This is a genomic window from Paraburkholderia sp. CNPSo 3281 (assembly GCF_024206515.1).
GTDB lineage: Bacteria > Pseudomonadota > Gammaproteobacteria > Burkholderiales > Burkholderiaceae > Paraburkholderia > Paraburkholderia nodosa.
Genome location: NZ_JAMBPS010000002.1, coordinates 56,696 through 83,627 on the forward strand (window position 1 = coordinate 56,696; position 26,932 = coordinate 83,627).

Consider the following 26,932-nt stretch of genomic DNA (forward strand, 5'->3'; position numbering starts at 1 on the left):
CATTCAAGATCTGCCGATGAGCGCTCCCCCCCTCGACCCGTTTCGCGTCGCCGCGCTGCAGATGGTCAGCACGCCCGATCGCGAGCGCAATCTCGCCGAAGCGGACAAGCTGATCGCCGAGGCTGCCGCCGCGGGCGCACGCCTCGTGTTGCTGCCCGAATATTTTTGTTTCATGGGTCACAAGGACAGCGACAAGCTCGCGATACGCGAGCCGCACGGCGACGGCCCCGTTCAGCGTTTTCTCGCTGATGCGGCGAGGCGCCACGACGTGTGGGTGATCGGCGGCACCTTGCCGCTGAAAGCGCCCGAAGACACGCGCGTGCTTAATACCACGCTCGTGTTCGACCCGAGCGGCGAGGAACGCGCGCGCTACGACAAGATTCACCTCTTCAATTTCGAAAAAGGCGCCGAATCATTCGATGAAGCGCGCACGATCCGGCCCGGCGCCGCGGTGCGCACGTTCGAGGCGCCGTTTGGCCGGGTCGGCCTGTCGGTCTGCTACGATCTGCGCTTTCCCGAGCTGTATCGGCGCATGGGAGACTGCGCGCTGATGGTCGTGCCTTCAGCGTTCACTTACACCACCGGCCGCGCCCACTGGGAGATCCTGCTGCGCGCCCGCGCGATCGAGAACCAGTGCTACGTGCTCGCGGCGGCGCAAGGCGGCACGCACGAGAACGGCCGCCGCACCTGGGGCCATAGCGTGCTGATCGACCCGTGGGGCGAGATCGTCGACGTGCGCGACGAAGGCGCGGGCGTGGTGGCCGGCGACATTGACCTCGAACGCATCGCCAGCGTGCGCGCGAGCCTTCCGGCGTGGCGGCACCGCGTGCTCGACTGCGCGTGACGCACAATGCATGCAACGCACGCGACGACTGGCCCCGCGAATGAACACCATCGAATTCCACGCGAGTTCTACGTTTAAGGCGCTTGATTTCGCAGCACCGCGCCCGAATCTCCATTGACAGACTTTATCGATTGATCCCACAGAGCGCATGAACATCATCGAACCTGGCATCCGCAATCTGGCGACCGCGAAGGACCTGCTCCTCACGCCCTACGGCCTCGACGAAGCAGTGCTCACGCGCACGCTCGGCGAAATCTTCACGCATCGCATCGACTACGCCGACCTCTACTTCCAGACCACGCGCAGCGAGGCCTGGAGCCTCGAGGAAGGCATCGTCAAGTCGGGCAGCTTCAGCATCGACCAGGGTGTCGGCGTGCGCGCCGTGTCCGGCGAGCGCACCGCTTTCGCCTACTCCGACGACCTCTCGCCCGAAGCGATCCGCCAGGCGGCCATCGCCACGCGCTCGATCGCCAGGTCCGGCGGCGGCAAGCAGAAAATCCAGGTGGCCAAGTCGCTCACGGGCATTGCGGGCCGCGATCTGTACCTGCCCTCCGACCCGTTGAGTTCGCTCGAGGCCACCGAAAAAGTGAAGCTGCTCGAGCGCATCGAAGAGATGGCGCGTGGGCGTGATCCGCGCATCACGCAAGTCATGGCCGCGCTCGCGGGCGAGTACGACGTGGTGCTCGTCGCACGCAGCGACGGCGCGCTTGCCGCCGACATCCGCCCGCTGGTGCGCGTGTCGGTCACGGTGATCGCCGAGCAGAACGGCCGCCGCGAAATCGGCAACGGCGGCGGCGGCGGCCGCTACGAATATAGCTATTTCACCGACGACATCCTGTCGAAGTACGTGGACGACGCCGTGCACGCCGCGCTCGTGAACCTCGAAGCACGCCCGGCGCCGGCCGGCGCGATGACCGTCGTGCTCGGCCCGGGCTGGCCCGGCGTGCTGCTGCACGAGGCGATCGGCCACGGCCTCGAAGGCGACTTCAACCGCAAGGGCTCGTCGGCGTTCGCCGGGCGCATTGGCGAGCGGGTAGCCGCGAAGGGCGTGACCGTGGTCGACGACGGCACGCTGCCCAACCGCCGCGGCTCGCTCAATATCGACGACGAAGGCAACCCCACGCAGTGCACGACGCTGATCGAAGACGGCATTCTCAAGGGCTACATTCAGGACTCGCTCAACGCGCGCCTCATGAAGATGCCCGTAACGGGCAACGCGCGCCGCGAGTCGTACGCGGCGCTCCCCATGCCGCGCATGACCAACACGTACATGCTCAACGGCGACAAGGACCCGCAGGAAATCCTCGGCTCGGTGAAGAACGGCCTGTATGCCGTGAACTTCGGCGGCGGCCAGGTGGACATCACGAACGGCAAGTTCGTGTTCTCGGCCTCCGAAGCCTACATGATCGAGAACGGCAAGATCACCTACCCCGTGAAGGGCGCGACGCTCATTGGCAGCGGCCCGGAATCGCTCAAGTACGTGAGCATGATCGGCAACGACATGCGCCTGGACTCGGGCGTGGGCGTGTGCGGCAAGGAGGGCCAGAGCGTGCCGGTGGGCGTAGGTCAGCCGACGCTGCGCATCGACCGCATGACAGTGGGCGGCACGGTTTAAGACTTTTGCCCGCGCGCATCCCATGCACGGTGGTGCGGAAATTCCGCATCGCCGTGCGGATTGTCTGCACATGAGTCATTTTTTGCGCAGATAGTCCGCTTTTTTACGGCGCCCCGCTTGCCAGCCACGAGAAGACCGGGTTATAAAGGCAGTCACCCTTTCGACGTAACGAACGTTCAGACAACACCGCCATGTTCGCCACGAAGTTTTATTTTTACTTCTTTTGGTATCTCAGACCGCTGGCGGATCGAGAGGGTTGATAGTACGCGCAGGACCCCGAACAGACGAGAAACCGCCAGCCAAGCCTGGCGGTTTTTTTTTCGCCCTTACTTTCGAGCCGCACCTTCATCTAACCGAATTTGAAGCACCGTCTGAACGACGCACGCTACGCACCCAGGATCAGGAGAAAACGACCATGCCCCCGCACAACACCGACGATGTCCGCATTCGCGAACTCAAGGAACTCACGCCGCCCGCTCACCTGATCCGCGAATTCCCCTGCTCGGAAGCCGCCTCCACGCTGATCTTCGAATCGCGCCGCGCCATGCACCGCATCCTGCACGGCATGGACGACCGCCTGATCGTCATCGTCGGGCCGTGCTCGATTCACGACACCAAGGCCGCGGTCGACTACGCGAAGAAGCTTGTGGAAGAGCGCCAGCGCTTCAAGAACGAGCTCGAGATCGTGATGCGCGTGTACTTCGAGAAGCCGCGCACGACGGTGGGCTGGAAGGGCCTCATCAACGACCCGTTCCTCGACAACAGCTTCAAGATCAACGACGGTCTGCGCACCGCGCGCGAGCTGCTCGTCTCCATCAACGAGCTGGGCCTGCCCGCCGGCACCGAATACCTCGACATGATCAGCCCGCAGTACATCGCCGACCTGATCTCGTGGGGCGCGATCGGTGCGCGCACAACGGAATCGCAGGTGCATCGCGAGCTGGCTTCGGGGTTGTCGTGCCCGGTCGGCTTCAAGAACGGCACGGACGGCAACGTGAAGATCGCCGTGGACGCGATCAAGGCCGCCTCGCAGCCGCACCATTTCCTCTCGGTGACGAAGGGCGGCCACTCGGCCATCGTCTCGACAGCGGGCAATGAGGACTGCCACGTGATCCTGCGTGGCGGCAAGACGCCGAACTACGACGCGGAAAGTGTGAACGCCGCATGCAGCGATATCGGCAAGGCGGGTCTCGCCGCGCGCCTCATGATCGACGCGAGCCACGCGAACAGTTCGAAGAAGCACGAGAACCAGATTCCCGTGTGCGCCGATATTGGCCGCCAGGTGGCGGCGGGCGACGAGCGCATCGTCGGCGTGATGGTGGAGTCGCACCTCGTGGCGGGCCGCCAGGACCTGAAGGAAGGCTGCGAGCTGACCTATGGCCAGAGCATCACCGACGCATGCATCGGCTGGGACGAAAGCGTGGGCGTGCTCGAAGGACTCGCGCAAGCGGTGAAGCAGCGCCGTATTGCGCGCGGTTCGGGCAACTGAGCGCAGCACGCATTGGAGCGCGCAGCGCGGTCATTTAACACCGCGCTGCGCGTGAACTCACAGCCGCGCAGCGCGCTCGGGCCGCACCGCGCCTATGCATAGATCGGCAATCCCGATCACGTTGCCGATGAGCCTGCCGCGCCGGTCGAGATGCGCTTCCGGGCGCACCGACTTCACGCAGTTCATGCTAAGCGCGCGCAGGATGTTGCTGGTCGCTTCCTTGCGCGACATCACGCCCTTGTTGCACAGGTACATCGCGTTGACCACCTGCGAATAGCCGAAGCGCCGGCCCGAAACGCGCCCGCCTCGCAGCCCGAGGTGGACCCCCAGCAGATAGTCGCAGTACACGACCCCGCCGCGGTGCGCGAGGCGCCGCGAGAAGTCCTTGTCCTCCAGCCAGCCGTACAGCACGAGACGCTCGTCGAAGCGCAGATCGGCGATAGCCTGTGCGCGGCACGCCATGTTGCAGCCATACAACTCCACGCAGGGCCGCAGCGGCGGACGCCGCATCACCTCGGCTTGCGCGCCATCCACGAGCGCCATGGCTTCTTCCCATGAGATCGGCTGCGTGTTCGCGCCGTCGCGCAATATGCGGCCGGAAAAACCCACGAGATTCGCGTCGCTCTCGAACAGCTCTACGCAAAGCTCGATCCAGTGACACTCGGGCGCGAAGTCGTCGTCGAGGAAAATCACGACGTCGATGTCCGGCGCAAGCGCGTCGAGCGCGCGATTGCGCTGCACGCTCGAACCCGCCGTGCCGATGATTTCGTTCACGCGCAGACCGTTGGCATCGTAAGGCCCGATGTCGTCTGCGCTGCTGCCCGAGAGGATGATCTGATCCGGCCGCACCGTTTGCCGCGCAAGCAGACGCACGACCCATGCGGTGGCTGTTGGCCGCCCCTTGGTCGCGATCACCACCGCGACGCGCATGCGCGCCTTCGCGCCGTTCGGGGCCATGGAAAACGCGAGATCATCGGTAGCGAGCGTTGTCATCGGTTTCTCCGCATTCCGGTGGTCGTTTCGACTCGGATCGAGGTTAGCACGAGGCCTGCGCGCCGCCAGCCGGGGCGGATTGAAGTTGTCCGAAACGATCTATTCAACGACTGATTCCAACTGTTTGTGAACGAGCATGCATGCACGGCGCAAGGCGCGCGGTGTCTGTATCGGCCGCCTGCCGACGAACCTTTTACCGCATGTCCTTTTCGTTGATTAAATCTGCATTTATTGCACTTTCTTTGCGCTTTATCGATTACGCATCACTCATAGCGCAGCACCACCCGGTAAATTCGTCCAATAGCAATTTTCGGATTCCTCTTTTGATAAGACTCGCCTACAACTGCTAAAAGAGATTGGCGCAAATATGACCGACTAACCTGCCCACCGGAAAGATCCTCTCAACATGACTGCGTCGACGCGTCGGAGCCAGCCAGTGGAACACGAGATCATCGCTTCCGGGACAACGGTTTGCGAAACCGAATCCGGCGCGCGGCTCAAACGCCCAGTGGTCTTCTACGTGCAGCCGTTGATCGCGCGCTATCGCATCGAAGTCATCGAGTCGCTCAACCGTCTTTTCACCGTCAAGGTGTTCGCGTGCTCCGAGGGCATGGAGGCCAACGGCTTTTCGCGCGAGAAGCCCGAGTGCGACGAATTCGTCGAAACGCATATCGCGAGTTTCGCCGGCCTGCCCTCGCGGCGCATTCGCATGCAAAGCCGCGTGCTGAGCCGCATCGTTTTCGAACGTCCCGATGCCGTTTTGATCTTTGCAGACGTTCGCTATCTCTCGCTGTGGCTCGCGCTCCTCGCCGGGCGCGCGATGCGCGTGCCCGTGCTGATTCACGGCCAGGGGCTCTACCGGCACGAGTGCGCGGGGCTCATGCGCACGGTGTGTTACCGCCTCGCGGTCGCGCTCGCCGTGCGCTACGTCTGCTATACCGAGGCTTCGCGGCGCTCGCTCGTCGCCATCGGCTGCCCGCTTGCGAAGCTCGTCGTCGCGAACAACGCACTCACGGTCTCGTGCGGCGTGGAGCCCGCCACCAAAACGGGCGCCGAGAGCGGCGTGCTCTTCATCGGCAGGCTGCGCGAAGGGTCGGAGATCGAGCCGCTCATCGACGTGGTCGGGCAGCTTCATGCCGAAGGCAACGACATCACGCTCCACGTGATCGGCGACGGCGAGCACGGCGAGCGCCTGAAGCGCAAGTACAGCGATCGCGGCTATGTGGTGTGGTATGGCGCGGTGTTCGACGACGACGCCATCGCAACCATCAGCCGGCGCTGCCGCGTGGGCTGCTATCCGGGCTCGGCGGGCTTGAGCGTCGTGCACATGTTTGCGTTGAGCCTGCCGCCCATCGTGCACGACCGGCTGCCGCTGCACATGGGCCCGGAGCCGGGCTATGTCGAGGACGGCCGCAGCGGCTTTTTCTTCGCGCGCGACGGCGGCCCAGAAGCGCTTGCCGCCACGCTGCGGCGCATCTGGTCCATGCCGCCCGATGAAATGCGTGCAGCCGCTGCCGCCGCGCACGCGGTGTACTGCCAGCTCAACTCGCCCACGCTAGGACATCAGCTCGCCGAGATCGTCGAAGCGGCGCTGCGCGCCTGAATCCTCGCTTGAATCCCGCTTCTGCGCTCCGGCTTATTTCTGCCGCGAGACGCGATACAGCATCCAGGCCGCGCACGAGGCCAGCCCGACAGTCATCGACCATGCCACGCCTGTCACACCCCACATGTGCAACGAAGGCGGCACGGACAGGATAAGCGCCACGACCTGGAGCAGCGACGCCACCGTGACGGCGCGCGCGTCGCCAACCGCGCGCAGATACGAGGCCAGCACCGAGTTCAGCGCGCTGATCGCCATGTTGATGACGAAGATGCGAAAGAGCGGCACGGCCGACAGCCACGCGGCGCCGAGCACGAGTGAAAAGAGCGGCTCGGCGGCGAAGCGCAGCACGATCACCACGCACGCCAGCCCCGCCACGGCCACCACGAGATACAGACGAAACAGGCGCGCGGCCGATTGCGGCCCGCCGCGATGATGCGCGGCGAACGTGGGAAACAGATACTGCGACATGGCGAGCGCGGCGTCGGCGAGCAGCATCTGCGCGAGCTTCGAGGACATCTGCCATGCGCCCAGTTGTGTTGGTCCGAGCAGTTTGCCCACCACCACCTTGTCGAACTGGTTGGTGATGAGAATGATCACGCTGCTCGCCCAGATCCAGCGGCTGAACCCCACGTAATGGCCGATGCCCGACCAGCGCAGCCGGATCGGCGGACGTGGCGAGAGGGCGATCCATGTCACGACGCTCTTGAAGGCCTCGCCGATCATCAGGCCGAGCAGGAGCGAGTACGGACCCGCACCCGCAAGTGCGAGCCCAATGCCGAAGCCGCAGTCGAGACACGAGGACGAGATTTCGATCGCCGCAATATGCTGGAAGTGGCGCTCGCGCTGCGTGATGAAATACGCGGGCGAGGCGAGCCCGCGCAACAGCGGCAGCACCGCGGCAAGCTGCACGAGCCCGATGGCGCCGCCCAGGTGGAACTGCGCGTCCATGAGCGGTGCGCTCGCGACGAGCAGCACGCCGATCAGCAGGCCCCGCGTGGCGAGCGTGGTCCAGACGGCGCCAGCCTCGGCGCGCGTTGGGGGCGCCTGGCCCTGGATCACGGCTTGCGCGAGCCCGGTGTCGGAGAGCGCTTCGGCAATCGCGACCGCAAGCAGCGCGACGCTCGCGAGACCGATTGCGGACGGCCCGAGAATGCGCCCGATCACGAGGAACTTGACGGCCACGAGGCCGCGCACCACGACCTGCTGCAGCAACACCCAGGTCGCCGCGCCGGGTCCGAAACCTGCCTTGATCGGTATTGCTGGCAGCCGCATTGCGCGCAAAATGCCTCTCCTGTTGTCGATCTCTGAGTCGGAGCTTTAGCCCCTTTTCCCAGTTCCCTTCAAGCATGTTTGGGAACGCGTTTTCGTCACCCGTTCTGGACCTTACCGCGCGGCAACGTCCACGACGCGCCATCTACCAGGTGGAATCAGACGGGGCGGCCATCCGCGCGGAGGCAATTCATGAATCTTCAAGCGATCGGCATATCCCCAGGCTTTTTCGGCCACCCTGCCCCGCAATCTGGCGCATGCCGCTTGCGCACCACTGCTATTTTGTTCGTAATAGTGCTCATCGGGCCTCCCGCATGGAAAACGTGTCGATCGCCAGATATCGCAACGCCGCCCCTAACACCCCGGACTCCGCCGCACTGTGCGACGTCGAGGCCGACACACTCGTGACGTCCGAGCTTCCCGGCACGCGCGCATCGGTTGGCGGCGACTGGATCGCCATCATCGAGCCGAACTTCACGGGCCACCGCTGGCGCTACGTCGAGTGGATCGCGCAGGCGTGCGTGGAAGCCGGCCACCGCTGCCTCGTCGTCACCGATACCGAGTACGCGGACCATCCGCTCGCGCAGCGCATCGTGCGCGACGCGCGCCCCGATCTGCGCCTCGTGCTGCTCGACCTGCACACCGTTCCGCCCGGTCCGCATTTCGCGGCGAGTGTGTACATGCGCTTTCGCAACTTCTATGCGCGCGCGTTGCGTCAGGTGAGCAAAACGATGCACGTGCGGCTCGTCATCGCGCCCTACGCCGACTACTTCTTCTACACGCTCGCGGGGTTCGACTCGCCATTCGGCGAGACGCCGTGGATCGCCATCGTCATGGGCATGACGTTTCATCAGGCGCGCATCGGCTTGCGCACGCCGCGCCGACGCTTCGTCGACATAGCCAAGTCGGCGCTGTTTCGCCGCGCCATGCGCTCGCGCGGGCTGCGCGAACTCTTCACGATCGACCCGACTCTGCCCGACTGGTTCGCGACCACGAAGCCCCAGCGCGCCGCGCCGCTCAGCTATCTGGCTGACCCGTTTCCCGAAATCGAAGGCATGGACCCCGTGTTCGCGCGCGAGCAGCTGAAGCTCGATGCGCATACGCGCTACCTGCTCGTGTACGGAGCGATCGGCGAACGCAAGGGCATTCGCGAACTGATGCTCGCGCTCGAGCACAAGCCCGACGCGCCGTGCCTCGTAATCGCGGGCCAGCAGGACGACGAAACGCGCGCATTCATCGACGCCCACGCGCCGCGACTCGCGAGCGCGCCGGTGATCCTCAACCAGTTCATCACCGACGAGATGGAGCGCGAGCTCTTTTCCGCCTGCGACGCCGTGTGGCTCGGCTATAAGCAGCACTACGGCATGAGCGGCGTGCTCGTTCAGGCGTACCGCTTCCGCAAGCCCGTGGTGGCCAGCGCCGACGGCCTGATCGGTTGGTATTGCCGCGACGGCGCGCTCGGACCCCTGCTCGACGACCTCGAGCCCGCCACGATCGCGCACGCGCTCGATGGGCTCGCCGAGCGTTGGCGCGCCGGCTCGAACGCCGCGCAGCCCACGGGTGAACACCTCCTTTCATGCAACACGCTCGAACAGTTCAAGCGCACGCTGCAGGCTGCGATGGTGTAAGCGCAGGGAAACGTCACCAACTAGTTAGCATGTCGAACCAGTCTGGTTCGTTCAGGCAACGCCTTCGACATTGTTGTTGTCCGTCGCGCTCGCGTTGCTCCGCTCGGCAGCGATGGCGCCGCGCCGGTCGGGGAACATCGCCTCGCGCAGGCGCAGGAACGGAAACTCGACGGCGCGCGTGGTGAGATAGCCCAGCGTGGCAGCGATGACGAACTGCACGACGATCACAACCGGCCAGGCAGCGAGCGGCGGCACGCCAAGCGCGTTCGCCTTGTGGATCAGGTAATCGCCGGGCGCGAGCGCGAGCGAATGCCAGAGGTAGATACCGTACGAGTACACGCCAAGCCACGCCAGCCCGCGATACAGCCACGTCGTGCGCAGGCTGCCCGAGTGCTCCAGTATGAGCATGATGAGTGCGCAGAAGCCGACGGCCTGAATCGTGTAGCCAACGCTCTCATCGAGCGCGACGTCGGGCGTCGCGAACACAAGCCAGACGAGGAGCAGTCCCACCGCGCCGAACAGCCAGCGCTTCTTCGCAACGAGCATGCGCCAGAGTTCGGGCTTCATCCAGTAGACGGTCGCGAGTATGACGCCGATGAGCAGGCTGTCCATGCGGTACTGCGTGTAGTTGAACGCCCCGACGAGATCGCCATGCGATACCGCGACGCAACGTGCGCCGAGCACGATCGCGCAGAGGCCGACCATCACGGCGATCAGCGCATTCGCGCGCAGCCGGAAGTGCGCGAGCAGGATCAGCAGCGCGGGCAGGAACAGATAGAAGTGCTCTTCGACAGCGAGGCTCCACGTTTGCGCAATGGAGGTGCCGAAGTAATTCTGCATGTGCGTGAGGTTTTGCCAGAGGAACGTATCGGGACGATGGCGGCCGGCAAGCAGGTGAAAAAAAATCAGTGCGTAGTACGCGGGCCAGATCTTGAAGATCCGCCGCACGATGAAGCGGCGCGCGCCGATGTGGCCCGTTTGCGAATATTGGCGCAGCAGCAGCCCGCCCACCAGAAAACCGCTTAGTGTGAAGAATAGATTCACGCCTTCGTGGCCGAAGCTTTTCAGCGGGTACTCGAGCACGCTCACCCAGGGATGGCCCGTGCGCACCGTGTGGAAGTGGTAGCCCATCACGACGAAGATCGCGATGCCACGCACGAAGTCGAGCTCGACGGAACGTCCTTGCGTCGGCGGTCCCACTCCGTGTAGCAGCTTCATGACCTTTCCCTCGCTACGTCCATGCCGGATTCTTACGCAAGGCAGACGATGAAAAACTTACTCCTGCCGGTCCTATCATGGACACAGGCGCCGTGCCGCGTGCGCCAAGTTCCCGCCCTTCTCGGCCAGGTGTGTGGGGGAAACCACATGCCAAATCAGAATTTTTTTCCTGCCGCCACAACCCTGCCGCTTCCCGCCACGCACATGCGCAAGCCGCTTGCGGCGTTTTATATTGAATCGAGCCTTCGCTTGCGGCGCGCATGAATCTTGCGCCACGTATGCGACCCTATGCACCGCACCGGGAGAAACGCCGATGCGAAACAAACATGCTGCACTATGGCTCTGGGTGTGCCTCGTGCCTCTCGCTTTCGACTACAAGGCACCGGACTCCCAGTTTGGCCACGGCGCGCAATGGCTGGCGGTCATTCCGGCCCTGGCAGGCGCGCTCATCCTCGCGATGATCGGCCCGCGCTTCGCGCGTCCGACGCGGCTGCGCTCGTTCGTGACGGGCGCGCTCGTGGCGAGCCTCGCCGGCAGTCTCATTGCGCAAATGCTGCAGCACAATCCGATTGGTCAATACCTGCGCGTGATCCTGCCGTTCCTGCTGTTCGCGCTCGGCTACTGGGCCATGTGCCGCCCATGGCACCCCATTCGCGTCATGCAGATGCAGCGCGCGCTTTATTACGCGAACGTGCTGGGCCTCGCGTTTACGTTCTTCTTCGGCATACTGGCAGTCGGCGGGCCGCTCGCCGACATTCGTTTTCGCATCGTCTCGCCGACCATGCTCGCGCTGCAGGCCATGCTGTTGCACCAGTTCATCGTCGCCCGGCGCTTCAACGTGACGATGGTACTCGTGTTCCTCGCCACGCTCGTCGTCGAATTGTTGAGCGTCACGCGCAGCCTGCTGATCGCGACCGTCCTGCTCGCCATGTTCGCGGCGTGGCTCGCCTCGCCGTCGCTCAGCCATCTGATCAAATCGTTTTTCCGCACGGGCATCGCGCTTTCGTTCGTGGTAGCGCTGGGCGTGGGAACGGCCTGGCTCTTCCCGTCGATCACGGAACACTGGACGCAGCGCGTGACGGCCGCGCAGAACGCGGAGTCCGACCGCGATCCGACCACGGTCACACGTATTGCGGAGATGCGCGACCAGTACGACCAGGTCACCGAATCGGTGGAATCGGTCCTGTTCGGCAAGGGTTATGGCCACCTCTACCGCTACTCGCCGATTTACTACCAGTACGTGAACCAGACCTTCAGCAAGGACGATTACTTCAACACCAGCGACTGGGTGGCCGGCCACAACTTCTGGGTCTACCAGCTCTACGCCGAAGGTATCCTGTTCGGGGGCTGCATGCCGCTCGCAGTGATCGTCGCGCTCATCGTCGCGGGCCGCGCATTCAGACGCTGGCGCCGCATTGCGCCGCGTCACCCGATGCTCATGCCGCTCAGCATGGCACTGCTCGTGCTCGCCGCGCTGCCGGGCGCGTCGATCGGCGGCAATCCGCTCGGCACGCGTTTCTCGGGCCTCGTGTACGGCCTCGCGCTCGGGCTCATCGTCGCGCTGTATTCGCAGCTTCATCACCGCATTGACCTTCAACGCAAGCGCCAGCGCCTGCACCCGTCCTACGGGCGCGAGCCTGCCTTCCGACCCACGGCGCCCGCGGCGGCGCCGGTGCCGCTCACCACGTATGCGACTCCGGAGCCCCGATGAAAATCCTGCACCTCGTGTCCACGGTCGACCCCCGTTCGGGCGGCCCGATTGAGGGCGTTCGCCAGAGCGGTCTCGCGATGACGGCGCTCGATCACCAGATCGAAGTGGCGTCGCTCGACCCGATCGACGCGCCTTATGTGCGCGAATTCCCGCTCCCGCTCCACGCATTGGGCCCAGGCCGCGGGCACTACGGCTACTGCGCCGGCTACGTGCCGTGGCTGCGCGCGAACGCGAGGCGCTTCGACGCGGCGATCGTGCACGGGCTCTGGCAATACCACGGCTTCGGCGCGTGGCGCGCCCTGCGCCACGCCCAGCTGCCGTACTACGTGTACACGCACGGCATGCTCGACCCGTGGTTCAAGGCCACTTATCCGGTCAAGCATCTGAAGAAATGGGCGTACTGGCCATGGGCCGATTTCCGCGTGCTGCGCGACGCCTCCGCCGTCATTTTCACGACCGACGAAGAACGCCTGCTCGCGCGCGAATCGTTCTGGCTGTACCGCGCCAACGAACGCGTCGTGCCGTTCGGCACCAATGCGCCCAACGAGGACCCGGACACGTTGCGCGAAGCCTTCCTGCAGGAGTCGCCGCATTTGCGCAACAAGCGCATCGTGCTGTTTCTCGGGCGTCTGCACCCGAAAAAGGGTTGCGACGTGCTGGTTCACGCATTCGCCGAACATGCGCGCGAAACGCCGGATGCGCATCTGCTGATCGCGGGGCCCGACAAGGGCAACTGGCAACCCGCGCTGCTGGCGATGGCGCAGTCGCACGGCATTACGCACCGCATCAGCTGGCCGGGCATGCTGCAGGGCAACCTGAAGTGGGGCGCGTTTTTTGCTAGCGACGTGTTCGTGCTGCCTTCGCACCAGGAGAACTTCGGCGTTTCCGTAGCGGAGGCGCTGGCGTGCGGGCTACCCGCACTGGTCTCGGACAAGGTCGGCGTCTGGCGCGAGATCGACGAGGACGGCGCGGGGTTCGTTGCGCCCGACACGGTCGCCGGCACGCAGCGCAACTTCGCCTCATGGCGGGCACTTGACGAGCGCGCGCGCGACGCCATGCGCGCTCAGGCGCGGCGCACGTTCGACGCGCGCTTCGCGATGGATGGCATGGTGCGCTCGCTGCTGGGCTTGTTGCAGGAACATCCTTTGCACGCTGGCGCGCGATTTCACCGAGGGCGCCCGATGAGCGCCATGGCCCAGGGCGAGCCCGCGGAGCAGGCTGAATAAGCGAAAAAAGGCGGCATCAGATATCAGATAGCGGAAATGGTAGGGATTGGCAGGGGTGACGAAGCAACGCAGCTGAAGCGTCATAACGAGTCGAACGATGAGCCCGCGTTGCACTTTCGTGGCGATGTGCGAATCCTGTTAGTAAGGGGGCGACACTATGTTAAACAGTAGACCTGATTGTTCTGGCGGCGAGACCATCGACGTAATCGCGACGCAACCTGTGAAGCAGCCCGCGCGCAGTTTGCGCAGATTATCGGCGGCCCGCGCACGCGCGGCCCTGACGGCGATCATGGCCATGGCCGCGACCGCGGCATTGATTTCGGGCTGTGGGCTCTCGCCTGGGATGCAGGCGCCGTCGAGCGTCACGCAGGCGAAGGCCGCGACCGGCGCCGCGCGCACGGGCGGCAGCGGGGATCAACCGCCACCGGGCGCGCTCGTTGAGATCAACAGCGAACTGGTCGCGAAGGAAGCGGCGTCGAGACCGACGACTGTCCCGGCAAACGTCGAGACGCTGTTCGGCACGCCCAAGCCCTACTCGCTCGGGCCCGGCGACGTGCTGAGCATCGTCGTGTGGGACCACCCCGAAATGAATCTGCCGACGAACGGCGGCGGCGGCGGCAACGGGCAGCAGGACCAGAGCGCGAGCCAGGTACAGTCGGGCTATACCGTCGACTCGTCGGGTGCGATCCAGGTGGCCTACGTGGGTCCGATCCACGTGGCAGGGCTCACCGAGATGCAAGCCCGCGACCTGGTGGCGAAGAAGCTAGCCTACTACCTGAACAAACCTCAGGTGACGCTGCGCATCGAATCGTACCGCAGCCGGCGCGTGTACGTGGACGGCGAAGTGCGCACGCCCGGGCTCATGGTGCTCAACGACATGACGATGTCGCTGCCCGAGGCGATCAACCGCGCGGGCGGCTTCACGGCGGCCGGCGACCGTTCACGGGTTAGCGTGACACGCGGCGACAAGACGACCATGGTGAACATTCCGGACATGATCAAGAAAGGCGTGAACCCGGACAAAATCCTGCTGCAGAACGGCGACCTCGTGCGCGTGTATTCGGCGAACGAAAGCCGCGTGTTCGTGCTGGGCGAAGTCGGACACCCGGGGCCCTTGCCGTTCGATAACGGCCATCTCTCGCTGAACGACGCCCTAGGCAACGCAGGCGGTGTCAGCCAGGGTTCGGGCGACGCCTCGCAAGTGTACGTGGTGCGCGGGCAGAAGGAAGGGCACCGTACGGTCTTCCATCTCGACGCGTCGTCGCCGGAAGCCATGGCCACGGCCGACGAGTTCGAGTTGCAGCCGAACGATGTCGTGTTCGTCGATGCGTCGGCGCTCGTCAAGTGGAGCCGCGTCATCAACCTGATCCTGCCGAGTACGCAGGCAGCCGCGGCGGGCCGGGCGGTGGGTTACGGAGGGTACTAGCCGGTGGGGCTCGTATGAGTATGAGCAGGCCTTCGGGCCTGCGTCTGAGCGGGAGCAGGCCCAAGGGCCTGCTCGTGCCACGAATGAATCTGCTTGAAACGGGCCAGCCTCGCGCCGCCCTTATGCCTGGGGCGGCTTGCTTTCCTCGAAACGCCAGCGGATAAAGCGGCACGGATTGCCGCCATACACGCCGCCGGCTTCCAGCGAGCGATGCACGACCGAGAGCGGCGTGACAACCGCCGAGCGCCCGATCGTCACGCCCATCTGCACGACGCATTTCGACGAGACCCACGCGCCGTCCTCAATCACGATTGGCGCGACGTGCAGATCCATGTTCGTGCGCATGTCGTGCGAACCGGCGCTGAGAAACGCGCCCTGCGAAAGGCAAACGTTCGAGCCGATACGGATGGGCGCCTGGTTGTAGATCCACACGTCCACGCCAATCCAGCAGTTGTCGCCCATTTCCAGATTCCACGGCGCCTTCACGCGCATGGGGTGCACGAGGCGGCAGCCCTGGCCGATCTTCGCGCCGAACAGGCGCAGCAAGCCTGCGCGCAGCGCGGAAAGCGGCAGCAGGCGGTTGTCGAGCACGCAGGTGTCGACCAGATACCACGCGGCCTGCACGAGCTTGCCGCGGCGCGGGACGAAGTTGCCCTTGCCCGCACGGCTCAAATCGATCACGCGGATTTCCGCGGCTCGTGCGTCATTGGCGGCTTGTGGCGGCACGATGCCTGCGGGCGGCGCTTCGCCCGCCTCCTCCCTGCGCCCGGCCGCGCCGGCGCGCCCTTTGCGGGACCCTAAACCTTCGACCGCTTCCGTCATGAACGCTCCTTGCCCATCCGGGTCGGTTCCTGTTGGCTTCCTGCGGGTTGCAAGCCTGGCGGCCCGCATAGCGGGACGCATCAAGCCACGATTTCATTATCGGGCGGCCACCGCAGCGCCTCGCACGCGTGGCCGACACGGCAGGGGTTTTGGCGCAGCGGCGCGACGCGCGATAGGCAACATGAAGGCTTGACGCCGCATGGTTCGCGGCGCGCAGGATCAATGCCATGTCCAGCTCATATCGTCATCAAGTTGCACCTTACGTCCTCGCCGCCGCGCTGCAAGCCGCGTGCGCCGCATGGCCGTGCGCGGTGTTTGCGCAGAACGCCGCGTACGGCGCCGCCACCGGTGGCTCCCCCGCTGCCGCGAGTGACCAGAGTCGCCAAAGCAGCCGCGGCGACACCCCCGCCAACGCCGTGCAGCGCCAGCAACTCGACGAACAGCGCCTGCTCGGCGGTCCGGGCACTTCGGACAACCCGTACAGCGTGAGCCCGTACAGCAGCAACGGCGCTTCGCCAGACGACGCGCGAGACGCGCTCACGAACGAAAAGCACATGCACGTCGTGACGCCCGGGGATTACGCCGCGAGCGCGGCGAGCGCCAACGGCGGCAGGGGCGACAGAAGCAGCGCTTCGAGCGCAGGCGGCAGGGGCGCCACGAATCACAGCAGGATCGGCGCGAACGGCATGTCGCGCGCCGGCAATGCGGTGGCGAGGGGCACCAGCGGGGGCGGTGCAGGGGGCAAGCGCTCAGCGGCCGGCTATGACTACGGCGCCAGCCAAACCTCGCCAACTGCGCAGGTCTACGGCAATCCGTATGGCAGCCCGTACGGGTCGCCGGACCAGTCCAACTCCGAACTCTACAAGTCGCCCTGGTAAGCTCCGCTAGCGGTCGGGGACAGCCCAAGATCACCCTCGCGGCCTTGGGCGCAGTCGCTCACACGTCGGACTGCTCGACCTCCGGCAACGTCGATCCGCCTTTGCCCGCTTGACTCGCAGGTTGATTCAGATTCGCAGATTGACCCGCAGCTTGCTGTGTCGAAGAAGAAAGGCCGCTTGCCGCGGTCTGCGGCTCGACCTGCGTCTGGCCCGCCGGCTCGGCAACCTCGCCCGCGAGCGCGGCAAGCCTCGCTTCGAGCACATCGAAGATCGCTTGCGGTGACAGCATGCGCTTCGCGTAGCGCCGCGCGGCACGGCCAAGCTCGGCGCGGCGCGCGGGGTCGCCGGCCAGTTCGACGATCGCCGCAGCGAGCGCCTCGCTGTCCTCTGGCGGCACCACGATTCCGTGGTCCGAGACCACGTCGAAGAGACTCGTGCCGGGCCGCGCCATGGCGACCACCGCACGGCCGCTCGCGAGCATGCCGGTGAGCTTCGAGGGCATCACTAGGTCGGCGGCGTCGTTGCGCTGCGGCAGCACGTGGATATCGGCCACGTTCAGCAGTTCGTTGAGCATCGAAGACGGCTGCAGCGGCAGCACGTGACAGTTCGAGAGCGGCTCGCAACGCGCCATCAGTTCCCGCTTGGCCGCGCCGTCGCCGCAGAACACGAAGCTGATATCGGGCCGCGCGGCGAGCGCCGTTGCGACGTCCGCGAGAATTTCGATGCCCTGTTTCGCCCCCATGTTCCCCGAGTAGAGCACGACGGTGTTCTCCTGCGGGATGCCGAGGCGCCGCCGGAATGCGCTCGGATAGGGAAGCGGGAAGATCGCCTGGGTGTCGACCCAGTTCGGCAGGCACACGGCGCGCGCGGCGTCCACACCCTTGTCGATGGCGCGCTCGACCATGCGCGTCGAAATCGACGAGACGACGTCGAAGCGCCGCAGCAGCCAGCGTTCGCCGGCGAGAGCGGCGCGCCCGAGACGCGACCCCTGGCCGCCGCGCAGAAGCCCCAGATCGAATGCCGCATCGACTTCGAAGTCCTGAATATGCAGCCAGCTGCGCGCGCCGACGGCGCGCGCGAGCATGAGTGCGCCGGGCGCGCAAAAGAGCGTCGGCACGATCAGCATGACGGCCTGGGGCCGCCACGCCGCGAGCCGCGCGAGAAGCGGCAGCGACGAGAACGCGAAGCTCGCCAGATGCACGATGCGCTTGAAGCCGCCCTGCTGGGTCGGCACCCACAGCGGCGCACGCCAAACGCTCACGCCGCGCAACGTTTCGTGTTGGTAACGGCCCGCGCGATAACCTTCATGCACGCGCCATTGCGGGTAATAAGGCGGCGCGCAGATCACGCGCACCTCGTGGCCGTGCGCCGCGAGCAGCTCCGCCATTTCGGCTGTGTATTTGCCGACGCCTGTGACTTCGGGCGCGTAATTCAGTCCGTAGATCAGGATTCTCATTGCGTCGCTTCCGTCCCTGTACTGCTTTTGAGCTGCTTGTCTACCGCTTTTAATCGTCTCGCGCGCCGAGCGAAAAAAAGCGGGCGTCGTGCATCCGGTCCGCGCACGACGCCCACCACCAACCAGACGCCTCTTCCCTTTCGTCCTTTTGAGCCGATCGTTTGAAAGCCATCGGTCCCGTCAGGCCATATCAAGCCCGCATGCCCGCCTCGTACGCCGGCGCGGCCTGGGTTTGCAGAAAGTCGTCGTAGGTGCGGGCGAGCCCCTCCTGGAGGCCGATGTGCGCGTGCCAGCCCAGGTCGCCCAGGCGCGACACGTCGAGCAGCTTGCGCGGCGTGCCGTCGGGCTTGGTCGAGTCGAATACCAGTTCGCCTTCGAAGCCCACCACGTCGCACACGCGCTGCGCGAGGTCGCGGATCGACAGGTCTTCGCCGACGCCGACGTTGTACACGCCGTCGCCGGTCTCGTGCTCGAGCACGAAGATCGTCGCATCAGCGAGATCGTCGACGTGCAGGAACTCGCGGCGCGGCCTGCCCGAACCCCAGACCGTCAGCGTGCGCTGGCCGTTGCTGCGCGCCTCGTGCGCCTTGCGGATCAGCGCGGGCAGCACATGGCTGCTGCCGAGGTCGTAGTTGTCGTTGGGGCCGTACAGGTTGGTCGGCATGAGCGAGACGAAATGCGTACCGTACTGGCGGTTGTACGCTTCGCAGAGCTTCAGGCCCGCGATCTTCGCAATCGCGTAGGCCTCGTTGGTCGGCTCGAGCGGCGAGGTGAGCAGATAGGCTTCGCGGATCGGCTGCGGGCATTCGCGCGGATAAATGCACGACGAGCCGAAGAACACGAGGCGCTGCACGCCCGCGTTGTACGACGCCCGGATCACGTTGGTCTCGATCGCCAGGTTGTCCCAGGCGAACTGTGCGGGCTGCGTCGAATTCGCGAGGATGCCGCCCACGCGCGCGGCCGCGAGCAGCACCGCGTCGATGTGCTCGCCTTCGAAAAAGGCGTCGACCGCGGCCTGATCGGTGAGGTCGAGCTCCGAGTGGGGACGTGTGACGAGGTTATGGTAGCCGTGCGCCTGCAACGCGCGCACGAGCGCTGAGCCCACCATGCCGCGGTGGCCGGCAACGAAGATTCGGGAGTTCTTGTCCATGGCATCTCACTCGTGATGTTCGAGAGCCTTGAAGCCGGCCAGCGTGACGAGCGCGTCGCGCCGGGCGGCCTGATAATCGGCTCGCACCATTTCCTTGACGAGCGCCTGGAACGAGGTGGCCGGCTTCCAGCCCAGCTTCTCCTGCGCCTTGGAGGCGTCGCCAAGCAGCGTCTCGACCTCGGCCGGGCGGAAGTAGCGCGGGTCGACACGCAGGATCACCTGGCCTGCTTCGAGCCGCATCTCACGCGAGTCGACGTGGTCGACAATGCCGACCTCATCGACACCGCTGCCCTCGAAACGCACCGTGATGCCCAGTTCCACCGCCGCCGCGCGCACGAAGTCGCGCACGCTGTACTGCACGCCCGTTGCGATCACGAAGTCCTCGGGCTTCTCCTGCTGGAGCATGCGCCACTGCATGTCGACGTAATCGCGCGCATGGCCCCAGTCGCGCATGGCCGAGAGGTTGCCGAGATACAGTTCCTTCTGCAACCCGACGGCGATGCGGGCAATCGCACGCGTGATCTTGCGCGTGACGAAGGTCTCGCCGCGCTGCGGCGACTCGTGGTTGAAGAGAATGCCATTGCACGCGTAGATGCCGTACGCCTCGCGGTAGTTCACCGTGGTCCAGTAGGCGAACAGTTTCGCGACCGCATACGGGCTGCGCGGGTAGAACGGCGTGGTTTCGCGCTGCGGCACTTCCTGCACGAGCCCGTACAGCTCGGACGTCGAAGCCTGATAGAAGCGCGTTTTCTTCGCGAGGCCGAGAATGCGGATCGCTTCCAGAAGGCGCAGCGTGCCGAGGCCGTCCGCGTTCGCGGTGTATTCGGGCTCGTCGAACGACACGGCCACGTGGCTCTGCGCAGCGAGGTTGTAGACTTCGTCGGGCGCGATCTCCTGGACCACGCGCAACAAGGCCGTGGTGTCGGTCATTTCGCCGTGATGCAGGTGGATGCCGGGCTCCGAGTCGTGTGCATCGCGATAAAGGTGATCGATGCGGTCCGTATTGAAGAGCGATGAGCGGCGCTTGATGCCATGCACCTCATAGCCTTTGTTCAAAAGCAGTTCTGCCAGATACGAACCGTCCTGACCGGTGATGCCGGTAATCAAAGCAACTTTACGAGCCATTGCCATCGTTCTCTCCTCGCGTGCGCGAAATGGGATTCGGTGGTTTTCACCATCGACGGGCGGCCCGAAAACCGGCCGTCAACCTGTTGTTACCCTGCTGCTACCCTGAAACGCTTTCGTAACCGTAGTAACCGCCGCGATACCCGCCGCCAATAAACGCGCCGGTCTTCGGCACGTCGGTGAGCAGCACGCCACGCAGATTCACGCCGCCAATGCGCAGGCGCTTGACCGTCTCCTCGAGCTCCGAAATCGGGTGGCGGCCATGGCGGATCGCGAGCAGCGTCGTGCCCGCGTAGCGTCCGATCACGGTCGAGTCGGTCACCGCGAGCACCGGCGGCGTATCGACGATCACGAGGTCATACCGCGCCCCCAGTTCTTCGAGCAGCGACTCGAAGCGCGGGCTCATCAGCAGCTCGGACGGATGCGAATGCAGCGAGCCCTTGGCGAGCACGTCGAGTCCGGGCAGCACCTCGTGCTGGATCGCCTGGTCCAGATCGGCGCCGAGCAGCACGTCGGAGAGACCCGGCTGGTGCGCAATGCCGAAGTGCGAGTGCACGTCGCCGCGCCGCATGTCGCCGTCGACGATCAGCACGCGCTTGTTCACCGAGGCGACGAGCGCAGCGAGATTGACCGAGAGGAACGACTTGCCGATGTCGGGCCGCGAGCCCGTGAGCATCACGATGTTGTTGCGCGCGTCGTTGAGCGTGAGCTGCAGCGAGGTGCGCAGGCTGCGCACGCCTTCCACCGCAACGTCCTGCGGGTTCTGCTGCGCGAGCACGTGCAGCCCGCGCCGGCGCAAGGTGACGTGATGCTGCAGCCGCAGCTGTTGCGGGCTGCGCGGCACCACGGCGAAGACCGGCACGCCGAGTGCGGCTTCGAGCTCATCCGGGCGCTCCACGCCGCCGTACAGCGACTTGCGCACGAACGCGACGAGCACGCCCAGCACGAGCCCCGCGCCGATCGCGAGCGCGATCACAAGCAGCTTCTTCGGACGCACGGGATCATCCGGCGCTTCGGCGAAATCGACCACGCGCACGTCGCCCACCTGGCCCGCGCGCGCCACACGCAGTTGCTGCGCACTGTTCAGGAGGCTCGTGTAAAGCTCCGTGCTCACATGCACGTCGCGCAAGAGGCGCACGGCGGACTGTTCCGTGTCCGGCAGTTGCGCCACGTTCCGCGTGAGCTGCGACTGCGCAGCTTGCAACGTGCCGATCTGCGCGTCGAGTGCCTGAACGGCCGGGTGATGCTCGGTGAAACGCTGTGCGAGTTCCGCGCGTTGCTGCCGCAGGTCTTCGAGACGGATCTTGTTGTCGCTCACCTGCTGGAGCAACAGCCGGCTTTCTTCGCCGAGATCGACGGTGCCGTGCTCGTTACGGAACTTGTTGTACTTCTGCTCGGCCGCATCGACCTGCGAGCGCAGTTGCGGCAGCTGGTCGTCGAGGAACGCGAGCATGTGTTCCGCTTCCGCCGAACGGCTCGCGATGTCCTGCTTGATGAACTCGTGCGCCACGTTGTTGAGGATCGCGGCCGTCGTCTTGCTGTTGTGGCCTTCGAGACTCGCGCGGATCACGCCGGACTGCAGCCCGACTTCCTGGATCTGGAGCGAATTCTCCAGCCGGTCGACGGTGGTCAGCGTCGAGGCGCGCGTGAGCAGGAAAGGCGTTCCGGGTGGCCCGCTCAAACTGTCGACGTGCAGCCCGATCGGCCCGGCCGACGTGTTCGCGCTCACGTCCTCGCCCACGCGGCCCTGCAGAAGCGGAATGCCGTCGGGGTCGCGCAGCGTGAAGGTGCCGGGCTCTTCGCCGGCGACGATCGTGAAGTCGCGCTCATACATCGCCTCGGGCGTATCGAAGCGCGATACCTTGATGTCGCCGCCGCCCCATGCATAGCCGGACGGTCGTATGAACCCGGGCAGCTTCTGCGCCCAGGGCGAGCCCAGGATGCCGGAGAGCATGCCGCCGATCACGGGCATTTCGCGCGGCCGCGCCGAAATGTCGAGGTGGAGCTTGCGCACCGTTTCCTCGGTCACGTTGCGCGACTTCAGCATTTCGATCACGCCGTTCGCGGTCGACTTCTCGTCGAACATGCCCGTGAGCGGCGGCAAGCTGCTGTCCTTCTTGCTGGCGTCGCCCTTGTCGACGAGGTGGAACAGCACGTCGGCCCGATAGGTCGGCGTGGCGAGGAACGCATAGGCCGCGCCCAGCAGCGTGACGGCAAGCGTCACGATCGCGATGGCGCGCCAGTTCGCCACCATCGTTTGCAGGTAGTCGCCAAGGTATCGCTCGTCGGCGCCTGCTGCGCCATAGTAAGCGCCGTCATAATTCATCGCCATCTTGCTTCTCCCGAAACCTGGTGTTGCTTGCTGGTGATGCTTGCTCGAATGCGCCGCAGGGCTCAGTACGCGTTGCGGCCAACCAGCCCGTGAACGATCGTGGCCGCGATGATGCGCATGTCGAGCCAGAACGACCAATGGCCGAGGTAATACAGATCGTGCGCTACGCGCATTTCCATCTTTTCGAGGCGATCGGTTTCGCCGCGAAATCCATTCACCTGCGCCCAGCCGGTAATGCCCGGCTTGATGCGATAGCGGTTGATGTAGCCCTTCACCACGCTCTGATAGAGATCGTCGTGCTCGAGCGCATGCGGGCGCGGTCCGACCACCGACATGTCGCCGCGCAGCACGTTGTAGAACTGCGGCAGTTCATCGAGACTCGTGCGGCGCAGGAACGCGCCCAGACGCGTCACGCGCGGATCGTCGCGCTTCGCCTGGCTCACCGTGCCGGGTGCTTCCTTGTGCTCGCGCATCGTGCGGAACTTGTAGATCGTGAACACGCGGCCATCGGCGCCCTTGCGGCGCTGCCTGAACAACACCGGCCCCGGCGAGGAAAACTTCACTGCAATGGCAATGCCGATGAGAAGCGGCATGAGGCTCACGAGCGCAAGCGCCGCGAACACACGATCGAACAACGCCTTCTTGAACTGCGCGCTCGCGGGCAGCGGCGAGGCGACGAGGTTGATCGCGGGCACGCCGAGCAACTCGATCACCGTACTGGTGTCGAACAGGGCCAGCGAGCGCACGTCCGGGATGAAGCGGATGTTCACGAGGTCGTTGCGAAACTCGCTCACGAGCCGCACCACCGTGCGCTCCTCGGCAAGCGACAGGGCGAGCCACAACTCGTGCACGTCATGCTCGCGGATATGCTGCGCGAACGTCTCGATCGTGTCGCACACCGGCGCGTCTTTCTCGCTCGCGGGTCTCGCCGATTGCGGCATGGTGTTGTAGAGCGCGCTCGCACGAAAGCCGGAGCCTGGCTCCGCATCGATGCGCCGCATGATCTCGTCGCACTGCGAAGCGGAACCCGCGATGGCAACCTGATGAAGATTCATGCCCGCGCGCCGCATATGCGAAAGCACGCCGTGCGCAAGGAAGCGCCATGTAATGAGCAAGCCGCCCGCAAGAGCGGTCCAGTAAGCGAACCACAAGCGCGAAACGACGTCGACGTGATGCATCGTTGAATACATCGAAATCAGCGCGCAGCCCTGTACGACGAGCCAGGCAAGCGACACCTGGCCCGCGAGCAGCGCCTTGGAGCGCCCGCGCCACGACTGGTAAAGCTCGAACGCCGGAAAGATCACGAGCGCGAAGGCCGCGGAGAGCAGCACGAAGGCTTCGTTCACGCCGCGCGGCACGATATCTTCGAAGCGGATCTCCGAAGCCACGCTGGCGCCGATCATTACGGCAGATACGTCGAGCACTCTCGCCATCAGATTTTGTAGCTCGCGCATGCTTTCTCCCTTTTTTCTCCCTGCTGGCCGTGCCGCTGCCCTCAACCGCAGCGGCCGTACGTATCGTCGAGACGGACGATGTCGTCCTCTCCCAGATACGCTCCCGACTGCACCTCGATGATCTCGAGCGGCACCTTGCCCGGGTTTTCCAGCCGGTGGCGCACACCGAGCGGAATGTAAGTGGACTCGTTTTCCGTCATAAGAAAGGATTCCTCACCACGAGTGACGAGCGCGGTGCCGCGCACGACTGTCCAGTGCTCGGCGCGATGGTGATGCAGTTGCAGCGAGAGCCGCGCGCCCGGCGTGACGACGATGCGTTTGACCTGGAAGCGCTCGCCCGAATCGATCGAATCGTAGAAGCCCCATGGACGTTGCACCTTGCGATGCGAATCCGCCTCGGGTGCGCGCTCCGCCTTGATGCGCGCAACGAGCCCCTTCACGTCCTGCACCTTCGAGCGGTCGGCGACGAGCACCGCATCTGCCGTTTCGACCACCACGAGGTTCGACGTACCCACGCAAGCCACGAGCCTGCCGTCGGAATGCGCGTAAGTCGCCAGCGCGCCTTCGAACACCACACGTCCGCGTCCGACGTTGCCGTCTTCGTCCTTTTCCATCGCGGCCCACACCGCGTCCCACGAGCCGAGGTCGGACCAACCCGCGTCGAGCGCAACCACCACGCCCTCGGGCGTCCAGCCGTTGCTGCCCGATAGCCGCTCCATGACCGCGTAATCGATCGAGTCGGACGGAGCGCGCTTGAAGGCGTCGGGGGCCGGCCGGAACACGGGGCCGTCTTGCTGGCCATCGACGAACGCGGCAAGGCACGCTGCATGCATGTCGGGCTGCAGTGCGCGCAGCGAATCGAGCCAAACGCTCGCACGCATCACGAAGATGCCGCTGTTCCACCAGTAGCCGCCCTGCGTGATGTATTGCGTGGCGAGTTCAGGCGCGGGCTTTTCGACGAAGCCGTCGATACGGTGGGCGCCGTCGGCAATCGCCTCGCCGACGCGGATGTAACCAAACCCCGTTTCGGGCGAACGCGGCGGCACGCCAAGCGTGACGATCGCGCCGCGCTGCGCATGGCGCGCTGCGCATTCAAGCGCGCGTTGCAGGGCGTCCAGGTCGGTGATCGCATGGTCCGACGGCATCACGATGAGAATCGCGTCGTCGCCGTTCGCGCATGCAAGCGCAGCGCCAAGTGTGAGTGCCGGCGCCGTGTCGCGCCGCGCCGGCTCGACCACGAGCCGCGCGTCCATGCCGCACGCACGCAACTGATCGACGATCACGAAGCGGTGTTCTTCGCCACATACGACGATTGGCGAACTCGCGACCTCCCACTCGGACGAAAAGCCGTCGAGGCGATGCACGGTTGCCTGCAGCAGCGTATCGCTGCCCACCACACCAATTAGCTGCTTAGGGAAATGCTCGCGCGACATCGGCCACAAACGTGTACCGGAACCGCCCGCCAGCACTACCGGCACGATGCGCGTGCAAGGCGTCGTGCCTTCGCGCGCTGTACCCGGCTCGCTTTCTGCACGGGCCTGACTTTGTCCTTCATGAATCGATGACCTTTCATTCATCTTCGGACTCCTTCATATCGGGCAGGATCACCTCGGCTCGCGAATAGCGACCCCCGTTTGTAACGAAGTGCGACCGTTGTTACCGCGGCGTTACGAGACAGCTACGCCGGCCTCGCGGCGGCTTTGCTCGCGGTATTCGGTGGGCGAAATCATCATGCGCTTGCGAAAGATCTTGGCGAGGCGGTCGCCGTTGCCCATGCCGGTGCGGCGCGCGATCTTGTCGACCGGCAACTCCGAATCGGTGAGCAGGCTGCAGGTAATCGCGAGGCGCGCATGCAGTAAGTAATCAGATGGCGTGATGCCCATCTCCAGCTTGAAGCGGCGCAGAAAGTTACGCTCGCTCATCGCGGCAACCTGCGCCGCGTCCGCTATCGAAATGGCCCGCTGACAGTTTTCCTGCAGCCAGCGCGCCGCTGCACGCACTTTGTCAGCCGGCGCGCTGCCAAGCGCATCGCCGAGAAACGGCAACAGGTTGCCGCCCGAATCGGGCATGAGCCGCTCAGTCACGGCGCGCGCAACATCCACGCCCAAGTCGCGCTTGACGAGCGTGAGCGCGCTCTTCATCGACTCGAGCCGGTCGCCGGCGTCGCCGCCCGCTTCCTCGCGTCCCGTTTGCATCGCATACGAGCCGAACTCGTGCTGCGTGCGCTGGCCGCACAGACTTGCCGCCTCGAGCAGTGAACGGCCTTCACCAATCGGACGAATGGTACCGGTGTTCGCATGCACGCGACGCAGCCATGCGATGAGTCGTTCGTCGTTGGCGGCCGCGAAGGCGCCCTTTCCACCCGCCACGAACAGCGCGTCGAAACCGACGTAGTGGCGTGCATCGAGTCCATCTGTCCAGACCCGTACCGAAGACGAGCACGTTACGTTGCCGCCATCGGCCGAAAGGATGCTTACATCGTAAGGTGAACTGCGAGCGGTGTCCGTCGAGAGTTCATTCGCTACATGAAACACTTCAGCCACGATACCGGCGCCGAGGAGCGAACAACCATCGAACAGCAGAATTGCGATATGACGCACCTCTCGACTGATGCCCGCGGTCACTAGATGCGGGCGGCTGAACGACGGCAAATCCAGACTTGCGTACGCCATGCTTTTCCCCTAAACAATCCC

General features: G+C 65.0%; 20 protein-coding genes. 9 read left to right on the forward strand and 11 right to left on the reverse strand.

Annotated features, from left to right (window positions below; genetic code table 11):
• The first annotated feature begins 16 nt into the window (after positions 1–16).
• From M3I56_RS02310 to aroG, 3 genes are all read left to right on the forward strand, one after another.
• Positions 17–844, forward strand: coding sequence for a carbon-nitrogen hydrolase family protein (locus M3I56_RS02310; RefSeq protein WP_254352390.1), 828 nt, complete (start codon positions 17–19; stop codon positions 842–844).
• Positions 845–992: 148 nt separating this feature from the next.
• Positions 993–2,459, forward strand: coding sequence for a metalloprotease TldD (gene tldD / locus M3I56_RS02315; RefSeq protein ID WP_254352391.1), 1,467 nt, complete (start codon positions 993–995; stop codon positions 2,457–2,459).
• A gap of 415 nt (positions 2,460–2,874) precedes the next feature.
• Positions 2,875–3,948 (forward strand): 3-deoxy-7-phosphoheptulonate synthase AroG, encoded by a 1,074-nt coding sequence (aroG, locus tag M3I56_RS02320; protein ID WP_254352392.1) that lies wholly within the window; start codon positions 2,875–2,877, stop codon positions 3,946–3,948.
• Between the two features lie 57 nt (positions 3,949–4,005).
• Here aroG and M3I56_RS02325 read toward each other — a convergent pair whose 3' ends face one another.
• Positions 4,006–4,941, reverse strand: coding sequence for a glycosyltransferase family 2 protein (locus tag M3I56_RS02325; protein WP_254352393.1), 936 nt, complete (start codon positions 4,939–4,941; stop codon positions 4,006–4,008).
• Between the two features lie 436 nt (positions 4,942–5,377).
• Here M3I56_RS02325 and M3I56_RS41320 point away from each other — a divergent pair, with 436 nt between their 5' ends.
• On the forward strand, positions 5,378–6,544 hold the full coding sequence (locus M3I56_RS41320; protein WP_254352394.1) for a glycosyltransferase: 1,167 nt from the start codon (positions 5,378–5,380) through the stop codon (positions 6,542–6,544).
• 33 nt (positions 6,545–6,577) lie between these two features.
• Here the strand turns inward: M3I56_RS41320 and M3I56_RS02335 are convergent, their stop codons facing one another.
• Complete coding sequence (locus M3I56_RS02335) at positions 6,578–7,825, reverse strand: oligosaccharide flippase family protein (RefSeq protein WP_028202011.1); 1,248 nt, start codon at positions 7,823–7,825, stop codon at positions 6,578–6,580.
• Positions 7,826–8,136: 311 nt separating this feature from the next.
• Between M3I56_RS02335 and M3I56_RS02340 the strand changes: the two genes are divergently transcribed.
• Positions 8,137–9,441 carry a glycosyltransferase gene (locus M3I56_RS02340; RefSeq protein WP_254352395.1) on the forward strand — a complete coding sequence of 435 codons (1,305 nt, stop codon included), beginning with the start codon at positions 8,137–8,139 and terminating at the stop codon, positions 9,439–9,441.
• Between the two features lie 51 nt (positions 9,442–9,492).
• Here M3I56_RS02340 and M3I56_RS02345 read toward each other — a convergent pair whose 3' ends face one another.
• Positions 9,493–10,659, reverse strand: coding sequence for an acyltransferase (locus M3I56_RS02345; protein WP_254352396.1), 1,167 nt, complete (start codon positions 10,657–10,659; stop codon positions 9,493–9,495).
• Between the two features lie 313 nt (positions 10,660–10,972).
• Here M3I56_RS02345 and M3I56_RS02350 point away from each other — a divergent pair, with 313 nt between their 5' ends.
• The 3 genes from M3I56_RS02350 to M3I56_RS02360 all read left to right on the forward strand — a co-directional run bounded on the left by M3I56_RS02350 (position 10,973) and on the right by M3I56_RS02360 (position 15,022).
• Positions 10,973–12,370 (forward strand): sulfite exporter TauE/SafE family protein, encoded by a 1,398-nt coding sequence (locus M3I56_RS02350; protein ID WP_254352397.1) that lies wholly within the window; start codon positions 10,973–10,975, stop codon positions 12,368–12,370.
• The gene (locus tag M3I56_RS02355) at positions 12,367–13,596 is read left to right on the forward strand and encodes a glycosyltransferase (RefSeq protein ID WP_254352398.1); all 1,230 of its coding nucleotides are present in this window, start codon (positions 12,367–12,369) and stop codon (positions 13,594–13,596) included. Before M3I56_RS02350 ends, M3I56_RS02355 begins: the two co-directional genes overlap by 4 nt.
• A 295-nt stretch (positions 13,597–13,891) precedes the next feature.
• Positions 13,892–15,022 (forward strand): polysaccharide biosynthesis/export family protein, encoded by a 1,131-nt coding sequence (locus M3I56_RS02360; protein WP_309249121.1) that lies wholly within the window; start codon positions 13,892–13,894, stop codon positions 15,020–15,022.
• A 120-nt stretch (positions 15,023–15,142) separates the two neighbouring features.
• On the opposite strand, the gene M3I56_RS02365 is transcribed toward M3I56_RS02360, so the two are convergent.
• Positions 15,143–15,844 carry a DapH/DapD/GlmU-related protein gene (locus tag M3I56_RS02365; RefSeq protein ID WP_254352400.1) on the reverse strand — a complete coding sequence of 234 codons (702 nt, stop codon included), beginning with the start codon at positions 15,842–15,844 and terminating at the stop codon, positions 15,143–15,145.
• 227 nt (positions 15,845–16,071) lie between these two features.
• Here M3I56_RS02365 and M3I56_RS02370 point away from each other — a divergent pair, with 227 nt between their 5' ends.
• Positions 16,072–16,722: a hypothetical protein gene (locus tag M3I56_RS02370; RefSeq protein ID WP_254352401.1), complete on the forward strand. Its 651-nt coding sequence runs from the start codon at positions 16,072–16,074 to the stop codon at positions 16,720–16,722.
• A 58-nt stretch (positions 16,723–16,780) separates the two neighbouring features.
• Here the strand turns inward: M3I56_RS02370 and M3I56_RS02375 are convergent, their stop codons facing one another.
• The 7 genes from M3I56_RS02375 to M3I56_RS02405 form a co-directional block, all read right to left on the reverse strand.
• Positions 16,781–18,178 (reverse strand): glycosyltransferase WbuB, encoded by a 1,398-nt coding sequence (locus tag M3I56_RS02375; RefSeq protein WP_254352402.1) that lies wholly within the window; start codon positions 18,176–18,178, stop codon positions 16,781–16,783.
• 190 nt (positions 18,179–18,368) lie between these two features.
• Complete coding sequence (locus M3I56_RS02380; RefSeq protein WP_028202006.1) at positions 18,369–19,328, reverse strand: GDP-L-fucose synthase; 960 nt, start codon at positions 19,326–19,328, stop codon at positions 18,369–18,371.
• A 6-nt stretch (positions 19,329–19,334) separates the two neighbouring features.
• A complete protein-coding gene (gene gmd / locus M3I56_RS02385) occupies positions 19,335–20,453 on the reverse strand; it encodes a GDP-mannose 4,6-dehydratase (protein WP_254352642.1) in 1,119 nt (372 codons plus the stop codon).
• Between the two features lie 100 nt (positions 20,454–20,553).
• Complete coding sequence (locus M3I56_RS02390; protein WP_254352403.1) at positions 20,554–22,785, reverse strand: polysaccharide biosynthesis tyrosine autokinase; 2,232 nt, start codon at positions 22,783–22,785, stop codon at positions 20,554–20,556.
• A gap of 62 nt (positions 22,786–22,847) precedes the next feature.
• A complete protein-coding gene (locus M3I56_RS02395) occupies positions 22,848–24,239 on the reverse strand; it encodes an undecaprenyl-phosphate glucose phosphotransferase (protein ID WP_254352404.1) in 1,392 nt (463 codons plus the stop codon).
• A gap of 41 nt (positions 24,240–24,280) precedes the next feature.
• Entirely contained in the window at positions 24,281–25,816 is a 1,536-nt protein-coding gene (locus M3I56_RS02400) for a mannose-1-phosphate guanylyltransferase/mannose-6-phosphate isomerase (RefSeq protein ID WP_254352405.1), read from the reverse strand.
• 90 nt (positions 25,817–25,906) lie between these two features.
• Positions 25,907–26,911, reverse strand: a complete 1,005-nt coding sequence (locus tag M3I56_RS02405; RefSeq protein ID WP_254335489.1) for a GlxA family transcriptional regulator — start codon at positions 26,909–26,911, stop codon at positions 25,907–25,909.
• Positions 26,912–26,932 lie beyond the last annotated feature (21 nt).

Excerpts from the sequence above, each read along its gene's own strand:
- M3I56_RS02345 (WP_254352396.1), bottom strand. The coding sequence starts at position 10,659 with ATGAAGCTGCTACACGGAGTGGGACCGCCGACGCAAGGACGTTCCGTC.
- M3I56_RS02375 (WP_254352402.1), bottom strand. The coding sequence starts at position 18,178 with ATGAGAATCCTGATCTACGGACTGAATTACGCGCCCGAAGTCACAGGC.
- M3I56_RS02325 (WP_254352393.1), bottom strand. The coding sequence starts at position 4,941 with ATGACAACGCTCGCTACCGATGATCTCGCGTTTTCCATGGCCCCGAAC.
- M3I56_RS02350 (WP_254352397.1), top strand. The coding sequence starts at position 10,973 with ATGCGAAACAAACATGCTGCACTATGGCTCTGGGTGTGCCTCGTGCCT.
- M3I56_RS02390 (WP_254352403.1), bottom strand. The coding sequence starts at position 22,785 with ATGGCGATGAATTATGACGGCGCTTACTATGGCGCAGCAGGCGCCGAC.
- M3I56_RS02365 (WP_254352400.1), bottom strand. The coding sequence starts at position 15,844 with ATGACGGAAGCGGTCGAAGGTTTAGGGTCCCGCAAAGGGCGCGCCGGC.
- gmd (WP_254352642.1), bottom strand. The coding sequence starts at position 20,453 with ATGGCTCGTAAAGTTGCTTTGATTACCGGCATCACCGGTCAGGACGGT.
- M3I56_RS02310 (WP_254352390.1), top strand. The coding sequence starts at position 17 with ATGAGCGCTCCCCCCCTCGACCCGTTTCGCGTCGCCGCGCTGCAGATG.
- M3I56_RS02405 (WP_254335489.1), bottom strand. The coding sequence starts at position 26,911 with ATGGCGTACGCAAGTCTGGATTTGCCGTCGTTCAGCCGCCCGCATCTA.
- M3I56_RS02370 (WP_254352401.1), top strand. The coding sequence starts at position 16,072 with ATGTCCAGCTCATATCGTCATCAAGTTGCACCTTACGTCCTCGCCGCC.
- M3I56_RS02395 (WP_254352404.1), bottom strand. The coding sequence starts at position 24,239 with ATGCGCGAGCTACAAAATCTGATGGCGAGAGTGCTCGACGTATCTGCC.
- M3I56_RS02400 (WP_254352405.1), bottom strand. The coding sequence starts at position 25,816 with ATGAATGAAAGGTCATCGATTCATGAAGGACAAAGTCAGGCCCGTGCA.
- aroG (WP_254352392.1), top strand. The coding sequence starts at position 2,875 with ATGCCCCCGCACAACACCGACGATGTCCGCATTCGCGAACTCAAGGAA.
- M3I56_RS02380 (WP_028202006.1), bottom strand. The coding sequence starts at position 19,328 with ATGGACAAGAACTCCCGAATCTTCGTTGCCGGCCACCGCGGCATGGTG.
- tldD (WP_254352391.1), top strand. The coding sequence starts at position 993 with ATGAACATCATCGAACCTGGCATCCGCAATCTGGCGACCGCGAAGGAC.
- M3I56_RS02355 (WP_254352398.1), top strand. The coding sequence starts at position 12,367 with ATGAAAATCCTGCACCTCGTGTCCACGGTCGACCCCCGTTCGGGCGGC.
- M3I56_RS02360 (WP_309249121.1), top strand. The coding sequence starts at position 13,892 with ATGGCCGCGACCGCGGCATTGATTTCGGGCTGTGGGCTCTCGCCTGGG.